Source organism: Mycobacterium pseudoshottsii JCM 15466 (genome assembly GCF_003584745.1).
Taxonomy (GTDB): Bacteria; Actinomycetota; Actinomycetes; order Mycobacteriales; family Mycobacteriaceae; genus Mycobacterium; species Mycobacterium marinum.
Map to the genome: position 1 here is coordinate 3,028,936 of NZ_AP018410.1, position 19,314 is coordinate 3,048,249.

At 67.4% G+C, this 19,314-nt stretch carries 13 protein-coding genes; 3 read left to right on the forward strand and 10 right to left on the reverse strand.

Annotated features, from left to right (window positions below):
• The first annotated feature begins 7 nt into the window (after positions 1-7).
• A complete protein-coding gene (gcvP, locus tag MPSD_RS13670) occupies positions 8-2,845 on the forward strand; it encodes an aminomethyl-transferring glycine dehydrogenase (RefSeq protein WP_020787470.1) in 2,838 nt (945 codons plus the stop codon).
• A gap of 29 nt (positions 2,846-2,874) precedes the next feature.
• On the opposite strand, the gene MPSD_RS13675 is transcribed toward gcvP, so the two are convergent.
• Positions 2,875-4,245: a PE family protein gene (locus MPSD_RS13675; protein ID WP_086084995.1), complete on the reverse strand. Its 1,371-nt coding sequence runs from the start codon at positions 4,243-4,245 to the stop codon at positions 2,875-2,877.
• On the opposite strand from MPSD_RS13675, the gene MPSD_RS13680 reads away from it, so the two are divergent.
• Complete coding sequence (locus MPSD_RS13680) at positions 4,177-4,995, forward strand: alpha/beta fold hydrolase (RefSeq protein ID WP_086084991.1); 819 nt, start codon at positions 4,177-4,179, stop codon at positions 4,993-4,995. The genes MPSD_RS13675 and MPSD_RS13680 overlap by 69 nt on opposite strands.
• Positions 4,996-5,024: 29 nt before the next feature.
• Here the strand turns inward: MPSD_RS13680 and MPSD_RS13685 are convergent, their stop codons facing one another.
• From MPSD_RS13685 to MPSD_RS13725, 9 genes are all read right to left on the reverse strand, one after another.
• Entirely contained in the window at positions 5,025-7,229 is a 2,205-nt protein-coding gene (locus tag MPSD_RS13685) for a substrate-binding domain-containing protein (protein WP_036426599.1), read from the reverse strand.
• 50 nt (positions 7,230-7,279) lie between these two features.
• The gene (locus MPSD_RS13690; RefSeq protein WP_020787467.1) at positions 7,280-9,475 is read right to left on the reverse strand and encodes a malate synthase G; all 2,196 of its coding nucleotides are present in this window, start codon (positions 9,473-9,475) and stop codon (positions 7,280-7,282) included.
• A gap of 218 nt (positions 9,476-9,693) precedes the next feature.
• Positions 9,694-11,196 (reverse strand): PE family protein, encoded by a 1,503-nt coding sequence (locus tag MPSD_RS13695; protein WP_086084990.1) that lies wholly within the window; start codon positions 11,194-11,196, stop codon positions 9,694-9,696.
• Between the two features lie 194 nt (positions 11,197-11,390).
• Positions 11,391-12,443: a hemolysin family protein gene (locus tag MPSD_RS13700; protein ID WP_015355500.1), complete on the reverse strand. Its 1,053-nt coding sequence runs from the start codon at positions 12,441-12,443 to the stop codon at positions 11,391-11,393.
• Positions 12,440-13,822: a hemolysin family protein gene (locus MPSD_RS13705; RefSeq protein ID WP_020787465.1), complete on the reverse strand. Its 1,383-nt coding sequence runs from the start codon at positions 13,820-13,822 to the stop codon at positions 12,440-12,442. The genes MPSD_RS13700 and MPSD_RS13705 overlap by 4 nt, the downstream gene beginning before the upstream one ends.
• Before the next feature lie 194 nt (positions 13,823-14,016).
• Complete coding sequence (locus tag MPSD_RS13710) at positions 14,017-15,453, reverse strand: GuaB1 family IMP dehydrogenase-related protein (protein WP_012394430.1); 1,437 nt, start codon at positions 15,451-15,453, stop codon at positions 14,017-14,019.
• Positions 15,454-15,484: 31 nt separating this feature from the next.
• On the reverse strand, positions 15,485-16,936 hold the full coding sequence (gene gndA, locus MPSD_RS13715; RefSeq protein WP_020787463.1) for an NADP-dependent phosphogluconate dehydrogenase: 1,452 nt from the start codon (positions 16,934-16,936) through the stop codon (positions 15,485-15,487).
• Between the two features lie 109 nt (positions 16,937-17,045).
• Positions 17,046-17,996 carry a M56 family metallopeptidase gene (locus MPSD_RS13720; protein ID WP_086084989.1) on the reverse strand — a complete coding sequence of 317 codons (951 nt, stop codon included), beginning with the start codon at positions 17,994-17,996 and terminating at the stop codon, positions 17,046-17,048.
• Between the two features lie 14 nt (positions 17,997-18,010).
• Positions 18,011-18,427, reverse strand: a complete 417-nt coding sequence (locus MPSD_RS13725) for a BlaI/MecI/CopY family transcriptional regulator (RefSeq protein WP_012394433.1) — start codon at positions 18,425-18,427, stop codon at positions 18,011-18,013.
• Between the two features lie 462 nt (positions 18,428-18,889).
• On the opposite strand from MPSD_RS13725, the gene MPSD_RS13730 reads away from it, so the two are divergent.
• Complete coding sequence (locus MPSD_RS13730; protein WP_369797355.1) at positions 18,890-19,294, forward strand: PaaI family thioesterase; 405 nt, start codon at positions 18,890-18,892, stop codon at positions 19,292-19,294.
• Positions 19,295-19,314 lie beyond the last annotated feature (20 nt).

Consider the following 19,314-nt stretch of genomic DNA (forward strand, 5'->3'; position numbering starts at 1 on the left):
AGTCACCGTGTCCGACCACTCCATGTTCGAGTCGACCTTCGCAGACCGCCACATCGGGCTGGACAACCAGGCCATCGCGACCATGCTCGCGGTGATCGGCGTCGACTCGCTCGACGACTTGGCCGCCAAGGCGGTGCCGACGCGGATTTTCGATACGCCCACCGACAGCGGCCTCGCGCCGGGCCTAGATCAGCTGCCGCCGGCCGCCAGCGAGGCCGAGGCCCTGGCCGAGCTACGTGCGCTGGCTGACACCAACACCACGGCCGTGTCGATGATCGGACAGGGCTACTACGACACATTCACGCCGCAGGTTCTGTTACGCAACATCATGGAGAACCCGGCCTGGTACACCGCCTACACGCCGTACCAGCCCGAGATCAGCCAGGGGCGGCTCGAGGCGTTGCTCAACTTTCAGACGATGGTCACCGATCTCACCGGCCTCGAGATCGCGAATGCTTCGATGCTCGACGAGGGCACCGCGGCGGCGGAAGCCATGACGCTCATGCACCGTGCAACGCGCAGTTCCACCAAGCATCTCGCGGTGGACGCCGACCTGTTCACCCAAACCGCCGCAGTGCTGGCCACGCGCGCCAAGCCGTTGGGTATCGAGATCGTCACCACCGACCTGCGCGACGGGTTGCCTGACGGCGAATTCTTCGGGGTGATCGCCCAGCTGCCCGGGGCGAGTGGGCGCATCACCGACTGGACCGCCCTGATCCAGCAGGCCCATGACCGCGGCGCGCTGGTGTCCATCGGCGCCGATCTGTTGGCGCTGACACTTCTCACGCCGCCCGGCGAGATCGGTGCTGACATCGCGTTCGGCACCACCCAACGTTTCGGGGTTCCAATGGGATTCGGCGGCCCGCACGCCGGATATCTGTCGGTGCACGCCAAGCACGCCCGGCAGTTGCCCGGCCGGTTGGTCGGCGTATCGGTCGACAGTGACGGCAACCCGGCCTATCGTCTCGCGCTGCAGACCCGCGAGCAGCACATTCGCCGCGACAAGGCGACCAGCAATATCTGTACCGCTCAGGTGCTGCTGGCGGTGATGGCCGCAATGTATGCGAGCTATCACGGCGCCGATGGGCTGACCGGCATCGCCCGGCGGGTGCACGGGCATGCCGAGACCATCGCCGGTGCGCTGGGCGACGCGCTGGTGCACGACACGTTCTTCGACACCGTGCTGGCGCGGGTACCCGACCGTGCCGATGAGGTGGTGGCCGCGGCCAAGGCGAGCGGAGTCAACCTATGGCGCGTCGACGCTGACCACGTGTCGGTGGCCTGCGACGAAGTAACCACCGCCGCGCACGTGACCGCGGTCCTGGACGCGTTCGGGGTGTCGGCCGCCAAGGCAGCACGCGCCGAGATCGCGACGCGCACCTCAGAGTTCTTGACCCATCCCGCATTCACCAATTACCGCACCGAGACTTCGATGATGCGCTACCTGCGCGAACTCGCGGACAAAGATATTGCGCTGGACCGCAGCATGATTCCGCTCGGCTCATGCACGATGAAGCTCAATGCCGCAACCGAGATGGAGTCGATTACCTGGCCTGAGCTCGGACGTCAGCATCCGTTTGCCCCGGCCTCGGATACCCCGGGCCTGCGTCGGCTCATCACTGAGCTGCAGGGCTGGTTGGCGGCCATCACCGGCTACGACGAGGTTTCCTTGCAGCCCAACGCGGGCTCACAGGGGGAGTACTCCGGCCTATTGGCCATCCACGAATACCACGCCAGCCGGGGGGAGCCGCACCGCGATATCTGCCTGATCCCGTCCAGCGCACACGGCACCAATGCGGCTTCGGCCGCCCTGGCCGGGATGCGGGTTGTCGTGGTGGGTTGCCACGACAACGGCGATGTCGACCTCGACGATCTGCGTGCCAAGGTCGGCGAGCACGCCGACCGGTTGGCGGCGCTGATGATCACCTACCCCTCCACGCACGGCGTTTACGAGCACGACATTGCCGACATCTGTGCGGCGGTGCACGACGCCGGCGGCCAGGTGTACGTCGACGGCGCCAACCTCAACGCGCTGGTGGGCCTGGCCCGACCGGGCAAATTCGGCGGCGATGTCAGCCACCTGAACCTGCACAAGACCTTCTGCATCCCGCACGGGGGCGGTGGTCCGGGAGTGGGCCCGGTGGCGGTGCGGTCGCATCTGGCTCCGTTTCTGCCGGGCCATCCGTTCGCGCCGGGACTACCCCAAGGGGATCCGGTGTCGGCGGCGCCCTACGGGTCTGCCTCGATCCTGCCCATCACCTGGGCCTACATCCGCATGATGGGCGCCGACGGTCTGCGCGCGGCGTCGCTGACCGCGATCGCCTCGGCCAACTACATCGCGCGGCGTCTGGACGAGTATTTCCCGGTGCTCTACACCGGCGAGAACGGCATGGTCGCCCACGAGTGCATCCTGGACCTGCGCGGCATCACCAAGGCAACCGGAGTGACTGTCGACGATGTCGCAAAGCGGTTGGCAGACTATGGATTTCACGCACCTACCATGAGCTTCCCGGTGGCCGGCACGCTGATGGTGGAGCCGACCGAAAGCGAGAGCCTGGCCGAGGTCGACGCGTTCTGCGACGCGATGATCAGCATCCGCGCCGAGATCGACCGGGTCGGGTCCGGACAGTGGCCCGTTGACGACAATCCGCTACGGGGCGCGCCACACACGGCGCAGTGTTTGCTGGTGGGCGAGTGGGACCACCCGTACACCCGCGAGGAAGCGGCCTACCCGCTCGGCACCGCGTTTCGGCCGAAAGTCTGGCCGGCGGCGCGCCGTATCGACGGCGCCTATGGCGACCGCAACCTGGTCTGCTCCTGCCCGCCGGTGGAGGCTTTCGCCTAGGGCCGACCCGGTCGGCCGCGGGTTTCCGGCTAGGGCCCGTCGGTCCCGTTTGCCCCGGCCACCGTCCCGCCGTTGCCGCCGGTGCCCCCGGTTCCATTGACACCGCCGCGCCCGCCGTTGCCGCCGTTGCCGATCAACTGTGCATCGCCGCCGTTGCCGCCGTCCCCGAAGTTGCGACTGCTCCCGGACGTGCCCGCGTCACCACCAGCACCACCGTTGCCGATGAGCGCGGCCTCGCCGCCGTTTCCACCGTTGCCGCCGTTGCCGAGTCCGCCCCCGGCCGCTCCGCCGGCCCCGCCGGCGCCGCCGTTGCCCAGCAGTTTGGCGCCATGGCCGCCATCCCCGCCAGTCCCACCGGTGCCGCCAGCCAGGGCGGCCCCACCGATGCCACCGGCCCCGCCGCTGCCGATCAGGCCGACCGCATCACCGCCGTCCCCGGCGTCTGACATCGTCGCGCCGCCGCCCGCACCGCCGTTACCGATCAGCGTCCCGCCGGTGCCCCCGTCGCCGCCGTGGGCGAGACCGAGAGCGGTGTCGCCGTCGCCACCGTTGCCGACCATTCCGGCATTACCGCCGGCACCACCGGCCCCGCCCAACCCGCCCAGGGCCGCCGTGGGCACCACAGGGCCGCCGGCGCCGCCCGCCCCGCCATCGCCGAACCACCCGACAGCGGATCCACCGGCGCCGCCGGCGCCGCCGGCGCCGCCGTTGAGTCCTTCGGCGCCCCCGCCGGCCCCGCCGATGCCCCCGTTTCCGAACAGCCCGACGGCCGCCCCGCCGGCACCCCCGGACCCGCCGTTACCGACGGCCGCCGAGCCGATCCCACCGACGCCGCCATTGCCGCCGTTGCCGATCAGCCACCCACCGGCGCCGCCGCTGCCGCCGGCCAATCCGTTCGACCCCGCACCGCCGGCGCCGCCATTGCCGCCGTTACCGATCAGGCCGGCGGCCCCACCGACCCCACCCGCCTGGCCGGCCAGCCCGCTGCCGCCGTTGCCGCCGTTGCCGAACAACAAGCCACCGTCCGCACCGGCCTGGCCCGGTGCCCCGTCGGCTCCATTGCCGATCAGCGGGCGCCCCAACATCGCCATCGTCTCCCCGTTGGCCGCGTCAAGCAGCGATTGCAGCGGCGAGACGTTGGCGGCTTCGGCGCCCGAGTAGGCCCCCGCGGCCGAGGTCATCGCCGCAACGAACTGGTCATGAAATTGGACCGCCTGAGCGCTCAAGGTTTGGTAGGCCTGGCCGTGCGCGGCGAACAAGGCGGCGATGACCGCGGACACCTCATCCGCACCGGCCGCTAACACCGCAGTGGTGGGCGCGGTTGCCGCCACATTCGCCATGTTGATCGTCGAGCCGTGCGATCTGGTGAGGGCATTGCGCCCACGGTCCTGCTCCTGCACGGATTCCCATCCAGTTCGTTCGACTTCCGGTCGGTGATTCCGTACCTGGCGGGTCAGGCCTGGCTGACCATGGACTTTCTTGGTTTCGGTCTGTCGGACAAGCCCCGTCCGCACCGCTACAGCCTGCTGGAACAGGCCGATTTGGTGCAAAACGTAGTAGCCCAGAACGTCACCGGACCGGTGGTGGTGCTGGCTCATGACATGGGTACCTCGGTGACGACCGAGTTGCTTGCCCGCGACCTCGAGGGCCGGCTCCCATTCGAGCTGCAACGCGTGGTCCTCAGCAACGGCAGCGTGATCCTCGAACGCGCCAGCCTACGTCCCATTCAGAAGGTGTTGCGTGGTCCGCTGGGGCCGATCGCGGCTCGTTTGGTCAACCGGGGCGGGTTCACGCGGGGTTTCGGCAAACTGTTTTCGGCGCAGCACCCGTTGTCGGCCCAAGAAGCTGAGGCGCAGTGGGAACTGTTGACCCACAACAACGGTCATCGCATCGCGCATCTTCTGATCAGCTACCTCGAAGAGCGGGAGCGGTACGCGCAGCGCTGGCACAACGCGGTACGGGACTGGCCCAAGCCGCTGGGGTTCGTCTGGGGCCTCGATGACCCGGTGGCCACAACGAACGTGCTCAATGGGTTGCGTGAACTGCGCCCGAACGCCGGGGTCATCGAATTACCCGGTTTGGGCCACTACCCGCAGGTGGAGGATCCCAAAGCGTATACGCAAGCCGCACTCGATCTGCTGGTCGGCTAGGCCCGTATCGATCCGCGCGGGTAGCCGGGTCAGCTCAAGAAGGTGTCGACCGCGGCGGCCAGGTTCGGGCCCGTCGAGGTCGCCAGGTTCTGGTAGCTACCACCGCTGAGCTGAGCAACGGCTTCCCACGTCTTGCGGTCCGGATCGGCACCAAAGTCGATGACGTTGACCGCGATTGGCTTGGCCGGGTCCGCGCTGGTCCGGATGAAATTCTCCAGGCCAGGGCCATCGAGGCTTTGGTCGGTATGGGGTCCCCCGGTGATCACCAAGATCGAGTTGGCCTGGTCGGCACGGAAATGCGCCTGCACGTCCTCATAGATCATCCGCAGCGTGGTGAACGACACCGCGCCACCGTTTGACGAATATTGCTTGTCCAGCGCGGCGTTGAGCGCCGCCGAGCGGGGCTGCCCGTTTACCGGGTCGGCGAGTGGCCCGGTGGGCACCTCGGTTCGGCCCTCGCGCCCGTCAAACGTCCACAACCCAACAGCCGAGGTGGGCGGCAGCGTCTTGATTCGGTTCTGCAGCGCCGCAACGATATTGGTTAGGCGAGTCTTGCCGCCGTCGTCGGTGGACAACGACTGGTCAAGCATGATGGTCGCGGCAACTCCCATCGACGGTGCGGCCACGGCATCGGCCAGTGTGGCGCGAATTCCCTCGTCACCAACGGAAAGGGGAGCGGGCAAGGCCGGAAAACTCGTGACAGGGCTGCTGGGCGGCTTGACATCGTCGACCCGGAATCCCGCTTTCGCCAACTTCGCGAGTTGTTCCGGCTTGTGCACGTACCGGGCAAAGGCGCTGGCCGCCGTGGTCTGCTCCTGCGACAACCATGACCCATTGAGCAGGACCGCCGGGTAGTCGGCGACCGCGACCGGGCCGGGCGGCAACCATGAACTCAACTTCTTCTTCGCGTCGGACAACGATTGTGCTCGCAAGAACAGCTGTTGCTCGGTGGTGATCACCGCGTGCACCGGCGCCGCGGCCACGTCGTCGGCCTTGAGCAGGGCGTCCATCGCTTCGCTGAGCGACCCGTCCGCCAACTTGGGCTGGGTGGCCATCAGCGTGCGCACCGCACCGATGCCGGCGGTCGGCGGCGCATCAGCGGGGGCCGACGCCGCCACGGCTTCACCGGCCAGGAAGGTGGCGTCCCCGTTACCCCCGACCGGCAGCGCCAGGCGCAGCGAACCCCAAGACGGCAATTTCAGGCCGGCCATCGAATTGGGATCCGACTGCAGACCGGGCAACGCGGCCCAGTTCTGGTTGCCAAGCGCCTGCTGCAGCTCGGGCCGGATCGCCAACAACACCGGCGAGGTCACCAACGACCGACTGTCGCTGATGGCTTCCTTACCTGCGGCTTGGACCAGCCGCGCCGCCGAGACGGAGCTGCCGGGAATCCACAATCCGGGCTGAGCACCCAGCTCGGATGGCCACTTGCCAATGAAGCCGGTGATGACGGCGTCGGCGTCGGCGGCCTTAACAGCCACCGACACGCACCGGTCACCAATGGGTCCCGACGATGCGTTGTAGCTGTCGGCAAAATCGTTGACCTGATCGGCGATCGACGGGTCGGCGATGACGGCGACGGTATCGTTTCCACCCACACAACGAGCCGCGGCGGTCTGCGAGCGGTTGGACAACACGTCACCGAAGAAGCGCCACCCGATCACTCCGACGACCACCACCACGACGGCCACCAAGGCCACGATCACGCCGACGCTGACTCCGCGCCGCCCGTCGGCGCTGCGGTGGCCGCCCTGCCAGCCGCGCAATCCACGATGGCCGGCAACACGAAATAGCGGCGGCGGGGGAGTTGCCGCCGGTTTGGGGTCACTGGGCTCCGGGCCATCCGGGTGCGTCCCGAAGTCCGGGTATTCCTCGGCCCCCAGCTCCGGATGCCGATCGTCGGCGCCGTAGGGATCCTGTTCGAGGTACTGGCTCTCGTCGAAGACCTGTTCGTCGGCCCAGTAGCCGTCCTCGTCTGCGGAGTCTTCGTCAGCCTCCTGATCACCGAAATGCCCAACGGTGTCACCCGGCTGCTCCCACCCGGGGTAGGGATAGCCGCCGGCCGAATCGGCAGTCTGGGGGTGCGCGAAGGCCCCCGGATCAGCGGCCGCCGAATCCGCACCCCCACCAGGCTGCCCGGTTAGCTCATCGTCCCAATCCTGATTCTCCGCATCGTGATCATCGGACGGTTCGTCGGCGGAGTCCTCGGGGTCGGGCAAACTGTGCCTACCCATACCGGTATCAGCGTCCTCTCCGTCGAAGATTGACCGATGGCCAGCGAGAATCAGGCACCAGCGCGTGCCTTCAATTCACGACGACGGCGGTGCAGGATCGGCTCCGTGTATCCGTTGGGCTGTTGTGCCCCCGACAAGATCAGATCCTGGGCCGCCAGGAATGCGATGCTGTCGTCGAAATTGGGTGCCATCGCGTGGTATTCGGGATCTCCGGCGTTCTGCTTGTCCACCAGCGGTGCCATGCGCTCGAGGCTAGCCCGCACATCCTCGCTGGTGATCACGCCATGCCGTAGCCAGTTGGCCAGCAACTGGCTGGAAATCCGCAGGGTGGCGCGGTCCTCCATGAGGGCCACGTTGTGGATGTCGGGAACCTTCGAACAGCCGACGCCCTGGTCGATCCAACGCACCACGTAACCGAGGATGGACTGGCAGTTGTTGTCGACCTCTTCGCGGATCTCCTCGGGCGCCCAGGCCAGTTCCTTGGCCAACGGAATGGTCAGCAATTCGTCAACGCTGGTGCGGGTCTTGCCCTGCAGCTCCTTCTGCACGGCAAAGACATCCACCTTGTGATAGTGCATCGCGTGCAGGGTGGCCGCGGTGGGTGATGGCACCCACGCGGTGGTCGCGCCGGCCTTCGGCTGGGCAATCTTCTGCTCCACCATGTCGGCCATCAGTTCGGTCATCGCCCACATGCCCTTGCCGATCTGCGCCTTACCGGAGAAGCCGGCGGCGAGCCCGGTGTCGACGTTGGCGTCCTCGTAGGCCTTGATCCACGCCGTGTTCTTCATCGCGCCCTTGCGGATCATCGGGCCGGCTTCCATCGAGGTGTGGATCTCATCACCGGTGCGGTCCAGGAAGCCGGTGTTGATAAACACCACCCGGTCGGCGGCCGCCTTGATGCATGCCTTCAAGTTGAGCGTGGTACGTCGCTCTTCGTCCATGATGCCGACCTTCATGGTCCCCTGCGGCAACCCCAGCACGTCCTCGACGCGGCTGAACAATTCACAGGTGAACGCCACCTCGGCGGGACCGTGCATCTTGGGCTTGACGATGTAGATGGAGCCCGTGCGGCTGTTGGTCAACAGCCCGTTGGCATCGGTGCTTCGCAGACCGTGGATGGCGATCAGGCCGGTGAACAGCGCATCCATGATGCCCTCGAACACCGGGGCGCCCTCGGCGCCTTCCGCGTCCGAAACGATGCCGTCGTTGGTCATCAGGTGGCCCACGTTGCGGACGAACAACAGGCTGCGGCCGGGCAAGGTCAGCTCACCACCGTGCGGGGCGGTGTAGGTGCGGTCGGTGTTGAGCACCCGGGTGAAGGTCTTGTCGTCCTTGGTGACGTCCTCGGACAGATCGCCCCGGTTCAGTCCGAGCCAGTTCCGATAGCCCAGCGCCTTGTCGTCAGCGTCGACCGCGGCCACCGAGTCCTCGAAGTCCATGATCGTGGTGATGGCGGACTCCAGGATCACGTCCTTGACGCCGGCGCCGTCGGTGGCACCGATCTGCGACTCGGGGTCGATCAGGATCTCGATGTGCAGCCCGTGATTGGCCAGCAGGATCGACTTAGGGTTCTCGGCGGTGCCGGTGTAGCCGGCGAACTGGCCGGGATCGGCCAGCGCTGCGGACGTGTCCGCCAGCGACACCACCAGCTGTCCGTCTTCCACCTTGAAGCCTGTGGCATCGGTGTAGGAGGCCCCCGCCAGCGGCACGCTGCCGTCGAGGAACTGGCGCGCGTAGGCGATTACCTTGTCACCACGGACCTTGTTGTAGCCCCGGCCCTTTTCGGCGCCGTCGCTTTCGGAGATGACGTCGGTGCCGTACAAGGCGTCGTAGAGCGAGCCCCAGCGGGCGTTGGCAGCGTTGAGGGCGAACCGCGCGTTGAGGATCGGCACCACCAGCTGCGGGCCGGCGGTCGTGGTGATCTCGTCGTCAACCCCGGAGGTGGTGATGGTGAAGTCCTCGGGTGCCGGCAGCAGGTACCCGATCTCGGTGAGGAACTCGCGGTAGGCCTGCGGGTCCAACGGCTCGATCACCCGGTGGCGATGCCACTTGTCGATCTGGGCCTGCAGATCATCGCGAGTCTTCAGCAAATCCTGGTTCTGCGGGGTGAGGTCGGTGACCACCTTGTCCACGCCCGCCCAGAAGCTGTCCTGGTCGATGTCGGTGCCGGGCAGGGCCTCGTTGTTTACGAAGTCGTAGAGCACCCGAGCGACGCGCAAATTCCCCGCCGACACGCGATCCGTCATTGCTTCCTCCCTTACTGGCAATTAGGTCAGACTACCGGCCGACAGCGCGACTGCCGCATCCGGCGGCGCGCAGCACCAGGTCACAATGGCCTAGCCAAGTTGCCCACCGCGGCGCATGGCGCTGCACGATCGCGCTCTGGCAACTCGTTGAGCTCAATTGGCGATCCGTGCGTGTTGCCGTAGCCGCTGAGATCATACGGGCCGGGCCGCGCTTCCGACTAAGCCCCGTTGGATCCGTCCTGCCCGAATAGCGACCCACCCATACCGCCGGCGCCGCCCGGGGCGCCGCGCCCGCCGTCGCCGCCGTCGCCGATCAACCTGGCGTCACCGCCGTTTCCACCTGGTCCCGCCATACCGGCAAAGCTGACGCCGGCGTCCCCGCCGGCACCGCCGTTGCCGATCAGAGCGGCCGTGCCGCCGTTGCCTCCGGCGCCGCTGGCAGCGGTATCGCTGGATCCACCCGAACCGCCCGCCCCACCATCACCGAACAGCCAGGCGGCGTTGCCGCCGCTCCCGCCGCTGCCCCCGGCATTGGCATTGCGGCCCACCCCGCCGACGCCGCCGTCACCACCGTCGCCGAACAGCTTCCCGCCTGCGCCGCCGGCACCGCCGACGCCCTGGTACCCGTTGAAGCCGCCGTTGCCGCCGCTGCCGAACAGTCCGGCATCACCACCGGCCCCGCCGATACTGCCGGCGCCGCCGAATGCGACGGCGCCGCCGTGACCGCCGTTGCCGAACAGCAGCCCACCATTGCCGCCGGCGCCGCCGTTGCCGTCAATGTGTTCCAAGCCGCCGTGACCGCCGTTGCCAATCAGCCCGGCGTTGCCTCCGGCCCCGGCAGCGCTTCCGGCGCCACCACCGTCAGCGGCACCGTTGCCGCCATTGCCCAGCAACCACCCGCCATTGCCGCCATCGCCGCCGGTAGTTCCGGGGCCACCGGCTTCGACGCCGCCGTCCCCGCCATTGCCGATCAGCAGCCCACCGGTGCCGCCGGCGCCGCCAGGCCCGCCGGTCCCGGAATTGCCAAACCCACCTGCCCCACCGGTGCCACCGCTGCCGAACAGCCCGGCGGCGGCGCCGCCCTGACCTCCGGAGCCTCCCGCGCCGCCGACGCCAGTCCCAGCCCCGCCGATGCCGCCGTTGCCACCGTCACCCAACAGCCATCCGCCGGCCCCACCGGCGCCACCGGGCAGACCGGTGGAATCGGGCCCGCCGATGCCGCCGCTACCGCCGTTACCGATCAAACCCGCGTCCCCGCCGGCCCCGCCGGCTTGGCCGATCCCACCGTTGCCGCCGCTACCACCGTTGCCGTAAAGCAATCCGCCGGCGCCGCCGGGCTGCCCCGGGGCTCCATCGGCACCGTCGCCGATCAGGGGGCGTCCCAATAGCGCCTGGGCGGGCGCATTCACCGCGTCGAGCGCGGCCTGCAGCGGCGAAGCATTCGCGGCCTCCGCGGTGGCGTAGGACGCCGCACCCGCAGCCATGGCCCGCACAAACCGCTCATGAAATTCCGCCGCCTGCGCACCGATCAGCTGATAGGCCTGGGCGTGTCCGTCGAACAATGCCGCAACCGCCGCCGACACCTCATCAGCGGCCGCGGCCAGCGCCCCCGTCGTGGGCGTCGCGGCCGCCGCGTTGGCCACGTTGATCGCCGAGCCGATGCTGGCCAAGTCCTGCACCGCCGCGGTCACCGCGTCCGGGGCCGCCACCACAAACGACATCACGTGCTCCTCACACCACCGCTAACGACCCACTTCTCCCGGACGACCCAATATGCGCGCCACACCAATCGCGAAAAAGCGACAAAGTCCTCGCAGCCACAACGTATCGTCATCCGACTGCGGCTTGCGCCGTTTGGCCAACTGGTTCAGAAATGGTGATCAGGGGCGGCCGCAGCCATAGGGCGTCCCGCCCGTCAGTTCCGGTGTTTCCCATCGCTGAGGGTGCCGACCAGGTCTTCCACTAGGTCCTCTAGCGCGACCATGCCGGCCACAGCGCCGTCGTCGGAGGTGACCAGTGCCAGATGGCTGTTGCTGCGACGCATCCGGGATAGCGCATCGGGTAGCGGCAGTGACTTCGCCAGCTGGGGCAGCGGGCGGACCAAGGCCAGGTCGATAACCGTTGCTGGGTCGTCACCAAGTGCCAACACGTCCTTGATGTGCAGGTACCCAATGAAATGGTGGTCGAGACCGAGCACCGGGAAGCGCGAATACCCGGTCTCGGCCAAGGCTTGCTCCACCGCACCGATCGTGGGTCCGGACCCTGCGGCAGCAACGGGCACCGCTCGAATATTGGGCAAGGGGACCGCGACATCGTCCACCACCCGGGTACGAATCCGTAGTGCCCGCGTCAATCGGGTGTGTTCCTCAGGATCGAGCAGACCCTCCGATACCGATTCGGCGATCATCTCGGAGAGCTCCACCGTGGAGACGGTGATGTCGAGTTCATCTTTGGGCTGCACCCCAAAGATGCGCAGGATCGCGTTGGCGCACTTGTTGTACAAGAAGATGATTGGGCGGGCGGCGCGCACATACGGCAGGTATGCCGGGACCAGCAGCATCGCGGTGCGTTCCGGACCAGCAAGTGCGATGTTCTTCGGCACCATCTCGCCGAGCAGCACGTGCAGCGTCACCACGATGGCCAGCGCGACCACGAACGACAAGGTGTGCAGCAACCTCGGATCCAAACCGGCCAAGCCGAACCATCTCTGCAGGGTCTGGGCCGCTGCCGGCTCCGCGATCCGTCCGAGAAGGATCGAAGACACCGTGACCCCAAACTGCGCCCCCGCCAACATCGACGGAAGTTGCTCGGCCGCCCGGATCACGGTGACCGCACTGGTCCTGCCCTGTTCGGCCAGTGCTTCGAGGCGATCGCGCCGGGCCGAGATCAGGGCGAACTCCGCGCCGACGAAGAACGCGTTGGCCGCAATCAGCAACACCGCAAGGGCCACAGCCAGCACCGGGTTCATCGGCCGCCCCGCTCCGGGTCGGAATCATCCTGGCCGTCCTCGGCACCGGCCAGCTCGGTGAGCTCCAGCAGGTCGATCCGGCGACCATCCATCTGTACGACGGTGGCGCGCCAGCGTACCGATTGATCGGGCACCCGGTCTTCGTCCAGCGCCGGAAGTTCGACCGTTTCGCCGGCCACCGGGATATGTCCGAGCTGGCGCAACACCAAGCCGCCGATCGTTTCGTAGGGTCCCTCCGGGGCCTGATAGCCGATGGCGATGGCCACCTCGTCGATGCGAAGCAGCCCCGATACCCGCCATCCGTTGCCGGCCGCCACCACGTCCGGCGTCGCGTCATCGTGTTCATCTCGGACATCGCCCACGATCTCTTCGACCAGGTCCTCGACGGTGACCATGCCCGCGGTGCCACCGTATTCATCCACCACCATGGCGGTCTGCAGCGAATTGGCCCTGATCTGGGCCATCAGCGCGTCGCCGTCCAACGTCGAGGGCACCACCGGAACCGGCTTGGCGATGCTGCTCAGCAACGTGTGCGCGCGCTTGGCGGCCGGAACCTGGAACACCTGCTTGACATGGACGATGCCGAAGGTCTCGTCCAGATCCCCCTGGACAACCGGGAATCGCGAGTATCCCGACGCAGCCACCGCGGCGACCAGGTCGGCGATGGTGTCATCGGTCTGCAACGCCACGACTTTTGAGCGCGGCGTCATCAGCTCCTCGGCGGTCAGGGTCCCGAACTGCAGCGACCTGCGCATCAGCGACGCGGTGACATCATCGAGTGACCCGCTTCGGGCGGAGCTGCGCACCAACGACACCAGCTCCTGCGGGGTACGGGCGGAGCGCAGCTCCTCGGCCGGCTCGATGTCGAGCTGGCGCACGATCCAGTTCGCGGCGCCGTTGGTCAGTCGGATCGCCGGGGTGAGCAGCACCGAAAACAGCCACTGGGGAAGGACCACCGCTCGAGCGGTCGGCAGGGGACGGGCCACCGCAAGATATTTGGGGACCAGCTCGCCAAACACCATCGATACCGACGTCACGACCACCAGCGCCAAGAACACCGTGATGGCGTCCGACATTTGGTCGGATATTCCGATTGCGGTCAGCGCCGGATGCGGCAACGCGTCGACCAGGGGTTCGGTCAGATACCCAGTGGCCAGGGTGGTGATGGAGATGCCCAGTTGCGCACCCGAGAGGTGGAACGACAGCCGGTGCTGGGCGCGCCGGATGAAGCGGTCACGGCTGTCTCCGCCGCGGGCGTTGGCTTCGACGGTGCTGCGGTCCAGCGCGGTCAGCGAGAATTCGGCGCCGACGAAAACCGCGGTGCCTAGGGTGAGCACCAGGATGGCCACGATGCTCACGGTGGTGGCGGTGAACATCATGTGCGGCTCAGTGGCGCGGCCGCAGCGCCCGGCGCGGATGCGGGGGACCGCCCGCCCTGGAAGCCAGCGGCCTCGGCGGGTGCCTGCGGCACGTCATCCCTTTCGCTAGATCCCGCGGTAGGGCATCGCAGGATTGAAGTCCATATGGTAACGAAACCATCCCGCACAGATCAGCCCTCGCCGTGTGGCGCTGCTCACCAGCCGGCGGGTAGGGGATGCCCCTCGGCAAAGCCGGCCGCTGACTGCACGCCGATGACCACCTGTTCATGAAGTTCGGCCAGATTCGACGCGCCGACGTAGGTGCAAGTGCTGCGCACGCCGGATGTGATGTGGTCGATCAAGTCCTCCACTCCGCCGCGATCGGGGTCGAGCCCCATCCGCGACGTCGAAATGCCTTCCTCGAACAGCGACTTTCGGGCCCGATCGAACGCGCTGTCGGTGGTGGTCCGAGCGACTACCGCACGCTTGGAAGCCATGCCGTAGCTCTCCTTGTAGGGCTGGTCTTCGCGGTCGCGCATCAGATCGCCGGGGGACTCATAGGTGCCCGCGAACCAGGATCCGATCATCACGTTGGACGCGCCTGCTGCCAGCGCCAGTGCGACATCGCGAGGATGACGGATCCCGCCGTCGGCCCATACGTGCCCGCCAAGCTCCCTTGCCGCAGCGGAGCATTCGAGCACGGCGGAAAACTGCGGCCGCCCGACACCGGTCATCATCCGGGTCGTGCACATGGCGCCGGGACCAACGCCCACCTTGACGATGTCGGCACCGGCGCCCAGAAGGTCCCGCGTGCCCTCGGCAGACACCACGTTGCCCGCCGCCAACGGAAGGCCCAGATCCAGCGATGCGACCGCACTGATCGCATCCAGTGTCTTGACCTGGTGCCCGTGGGCGGTGTCGATGACCAGCAGGTCCACCCCTGACTCGGCCAGGGCGCCCGCTTTGGCGGCCACGTCGCCATTGATACCGACGGCCGCCGCGATGCGCAGCCGGCCGGCCGCGTCGGTGGCCGGCGTGTAGATCCCGGCGCGGATCGCCCCGGTCCGGCTCAGCACGCCGGCGAGCGTGCCATCGGGCCGGGTCAGCACCGCAACCTCGATGGGCGAGTGCTCGAGCAGATCGAAGACCTTTCGCGGCTCGGTGCCCACCGGAGCGCTGACAAAGTCCAGGGCGGCGATATCGCGCACCCGGGCGAAGCGGTCCACGCCCACGCAGGACGCTTCGGTCACCAAGCCGATTGGGCGGCCCTCGGAGACCACAACGGCGACCCCATGGGCACGTTTGTGGATCAACGCGATCGCATCGGATACCGAATCCTCGGGGGCCAGCGTCACCGGCGTGTCTAGCACCAGGTCGCGGCTCTTGATGAACTCCACGGTTTGGTGCACCGCCGGGATGGGCAGATCCTGCGGCAGAACCACGATGCCACCGCGGCGGGCCACGGTCTCGGCCATCCGCCGCCCGGCCACCGCAGTCATGTTGGCCACCACCACGGGAATGGTGGTACCCGAACCGTCGGCGGTCGACAGATCCACGTCGAACCGGGACGCCACCAGGGAGCGATTCGGCATGATGAATACGTCGTTGTACGTCAGGTCGTACCCGGGCCGATGCCCGTCCAAGAACCTCATGGTTGCCCTTCGCTGAGCCGTTCTCGCCGGGCTAGGCCGGCACCTCGCTGCGATCTGCGCTCCACAGCGTGTGAAACTTGCCCGCCGCGTCGATCCGCCCGTAGGTGTGCGCGCCGAAGAAATCGCGCTGGGCCTGGGTGAGTGCGGCGGGTAACCGTTCGGTGCGCAGCGCGTCATAGTAGGCGAGGGCCGACGAGAACCCGGGGGTCGGTATACCCAATTGAGCCGCCGTGGACACCACGCGGCGCCAGCTGTCGACGGCCGATTCGATGGCGCTGCGGAAATAGGGCGCGACCAGCAAGCTGGCCAGGGCCGGCTCCGCGTCGAACGCCTCTTTGATCCGGTTGAGGAACTTGGCCCGAATGATGCAGCCGCCACGCCAAATAGTGGCCAAGTCGCCCGGAGTGATGTCCCAGCCAAATTCGGCACTGCCGGCCTGGATCTGGTTGAACCCCTGCGCGTAGGCCACGATCTTCGAGGCATGCAGGGCCCGCCGGACGTTCTCGGTGAAGGTGTCCGGATCGGCGGGCTTGTCGCCCAGCCGCCCCGAAGGCAGCCCAACCGCGGCCGCGCGCTGCTGCACCGACCCCGACAGCGCTCGCGCGAAGACGGCTTCGGCGATGCCGGTCACCGGCACCCCGAGGTCGAGGGCGGATTTCACGGTCCAGCGACCGGTGCCCTTCTGCTCGGCCTGGTCCAGAATGACGTCGACGAGGGGTTTTCCGGTCTTCGCATCGGTTTGGCGCAGCACCTCGGCAGTGATTTCCACCAGATAGCTGTCCAGATCGCCCTTGTTCCACTCGCTGAACACGTCGGCGATCTGCGGGGCGCTCATCCCCAGCCCGTCACGGAGCAGCTGGTAGGCCTCGCCGATGAGCTGCATGTCGGAGTACTCGATGCCGTTGTGCACCATCTTCACGAAATGCCCGGACCCGTCCGGCCCGATGTGAGTGCAGCACGGAACGCCGTCGACGTGTGCCGAGATCTCCTCTAGCAGCGGGCCCAGCGAGGTGTAGGACTCGGCGGGGCCGCCGGGCATGATCGATGGCCCGTTGAGCGCGCCCTCCTCGCCGCCGGAGATCCCCGCGCCGACGAAATGCAGTCCGCGCTCACGCACCGCCTTCTCACGGCGAATGGTGTCGGTGTAGAGCGCATTCCCGCCATCGATGATGATGTCGCCGGGCTCCATGGCATCTGCGAGTTCGTTGATCACGGCATCGGTGGGCTCGCCCGCCTTGACCATGATCAGCACCCGGCGCGGCGTCTCGAGCGCGGCGAGGAACTCGCTGATCGTCTCGCTTCGGACGAACTTGCCTTCAGCTCCATGCTCTTTGAGCAACGCGTCGGTCTTGGCGATCGAGCGGTTGTGCAAGGCCACCGTGTAGCCATGTCGGGCAAAGTTGCGGGCGATGTTCGAACCCATCACGGCCAGGCCGGTAACACCGATCTGCGCGGTAGCGGTGCTCGATTCCGACGAACTCATATCTTGCCTTTCGGTGAGGCCACTCAGATTAGAGAACTCATGCCAAAGCTCTTCCGAACGCTAGTCCGACCCACTGTGGCATAGAAACTCCGAGGCGTGTCGCGGCGCGTCAGAGGTCGAACAACCGCTGCAATTCCGTGAGCCACGGTACGGCCAGCGCCACGGTGGGCACCACCAGCACCACCGCAGCGGCCGCGTAGGCGGCCGCGGCCAGCGCCAGGCTGTTGCCTCGCCCCGACAACCGCTGCACCCGCACCAGCGTGCTGGGACCGCCCGCGGCTAGGGCGCCCAACGGTGCCCGCCCGGACGCGCAGGCGACCAGGGCCCGGGCCAGTGGGGTTCGCCCCTCGGCGCGCACTGCCGCGTCGTCGGCCAACAGTTCAACCAGTAGCTGCGCCGCGCGCAATGCGTTGGCGCTGCGAACCAGCCGCGGAAAGGCCTCGTGGAAGGCGGTAAACGCCTCCAGCACAAGGTCATGGCGGGCCCGTAGATGGGCCCGTTCGTGGGTAAGTATTGCCGCGACTTCTTCGTCGCTGAGCGTGGTGAGCGCCCCCTCGCTGACCACCACCCGGCTACGTACCCCGGGCAGGCAGTAGGCGAGTGGTTGCGCGACGTGTAACACGCGCAGATCGCGAGTCCGCGCGCAAGGCTGGGCCAAGGTCGCTTCGTGCCCCACTCCGACCAGGTCGACGACCATGCGGTGACGGGCCCGCCGTCGCCGGGTGGCGATGGCAACACGCACCACCGCGACCACCAGCCGTACCCCCACGAGGACGGTGAGCGCGAAGACGGAAACGTAGGCCGCCCACAGCGGCCAACCGAGCCGGCCTTCGGCGTCGATGATGCCGGCCGTGGGCCGCCCGTCGGGACCGGGCATGAGCAATCGGGTCGCAATCGCGATTCCGGCACTGAAGGCGGAAAGTACGGCGGCCAGGGAGATCGCTTGCCAGAGCACCATTGCGGCGCGAGGTGCGCGCAACGGCCACGTGGCGCGTGCCAGCAAGGCCGGTGTCGGGCCGGCCAGCAGCACCGCGAGGATGGTGAAGGCCAGCGCGGACACGCTGCTAGTCTCCCTCAGCTGTCCACCGGAGCGCCAGCAGATGGCGGAATGCGATGACTTGCTTCCAATTCGGCGAGCGCTCGGCGAAGCGCGTCCGCCTCGTCGGCTCCGACACGCTCGACGAAGTGCACCAGCGCGGCCTGCCGGCCACCCGAGTCCTCGGCTTGGGCCAGCGCATCCACCATCAGCCCGGCGACCAGCTCGTCACGGCCGTGCACCGGTGCATACCGGTGCGCCCGGTCGTCGCGGATCTGAGAAACCAGGTTCTTTTTAGCCAACCGCTGCAGCACCGTCATCACGGTTGTGTAGGCGAGGTCTCGCCGCGCCGAGAGCGCTTGGTGGACCTGTCGAACTGTCTGGGGTTCGGGGGTGGACCACAGGTGATCCATGACCGCGCGTTCCAGATCCCCCAGGCGCGTCAGCTTGGCCATAGTTCGTTTAGCTCCATCGGCTCCATCAGCTTTGAATCCAGAGTACTCCGGCTTACTACCGGCTGTCGTAACCAACCGCGATTAGTTCCAGGCAAATCCGGAGACATCCGCGGTCCGAGCAATCGGGAGACAGCCGACCCAGGACAGGTACCCGGGATGCGTAGGGACGACACGTCGACAATGTTACGCAGTCGATGCTTGCGAAATTAGGGCAGCCTTGCCTATTGTAGTTCTGGTCGAGCAACAATGACCGTGCCGGAGTCCTGAGGGCTGCAGTGACCCCCGGTCTACTCGATCGGCGAGCCCCGTGCCTAGTGCACGGGGCTCGCCCGTTTTTGCGGCCGGAATAGCTGCGCCCGGAGCGGTCCGCAGGCGTCTGGTAGATCCGCAACGCTGGTCAGACGCCGATGGTGTAGACACAAGAACGTGCGATCGTCGCCGGAGGCGGACCCCGCCGTAGCCATCCCGCCCACAGTTTCTCCACCTTTCGATGTTGAACTGGGCCTGGAGTTCACCGAACTCACCGCCGATGGCGCCCGTGCGCAGCTCGAGGTCAAGTCCAAGCACCTGCAGCCAATGGGCCTAATCCACGGGGGTGTCTACTGCTCGATGGTCGAAAGCATGGCCAGCATGGCCGCGTTCACCTGGCTGAGCACCCGCGGCGGCGGCGGTGTGGTGGGCGTCAACAACAGCACCGACTTTCTGCGCGCGATCAGCTCGGGGACCGTCTACGGCACCGCCGAGCCACTACACCGCGGCCGACGCCAGCAGCTGTGGCTGGTCGTGATCACCGACGACGCCGATCATGTGATCGCTCGCGGGCAGGTGCGGCTGCAGAATCTCGAGGCGCCGCCCAGCGACGGGTGACCTCAGTCACTCTCGCCTCG

Excerpts from the sequence above, each read along its gene's own strand:
- MPSD_RS13685 (WP_036426599.1), bottom strand. The coding sequence starts at position 7,229 with ATGGGTAGGCACAGTTTGCCCGACCCCGAGGACTCCGCCGACGAACCG.
- MPSD_RS13690 (WP_020787467.1), bottom strand. The coding sequence starts at position 9,475 with ATGACGGATCGCGTGTCGGCGGGGAATTTGCGCGTCGCTCGGGTGCTC.
- MPSD_RS13695 (WP_086084990.1), bottom strand. The coding sequence starts at position 11,196 with ATGTCGTTTGTGGTGGCGGCCCCGGACGCGGTGACCGCGGCGGTGCAG.
- MPSD_RS13700 (WP_015355500.1), bottom strand. The coding sequence starts at position 12,443 with ATGAACCCGGTGCTGGCTGTGGCCCTTGCGGTGTTGCTGATTGCGGCC.
- MPSD_RS13705 (WP_020787465.1), bottom strand. The coding sequence starts at position 13,822 with ATGATGTTCACCGCCACCACCGTGAGCATCGTGGCCATCCTGGTGCTC.
- MPSD_RS13710 (WP_012394430.1), bottom strand. The coding sequence starts at position 15,453 with ATGAGGTTCTTGGACGGGCATCGGCCCGGGTACGACCTGACGTACAAC.
- gndA (WP_020787463.1), bottom strand. The coding sequence starts at position 16,936 with ATGAGTTCGTCGGAATCGAGCACCGCTACCGCGCAGATCGGTGTTACC.
- MPSD_RS13725 (WP_012394433.1), bottom strand. The coding sequence starts at position 18,427 with ATGGCCAAGCTGACGCGCCTGGGGGATCTGGAACGCGCGGTCATGGAT.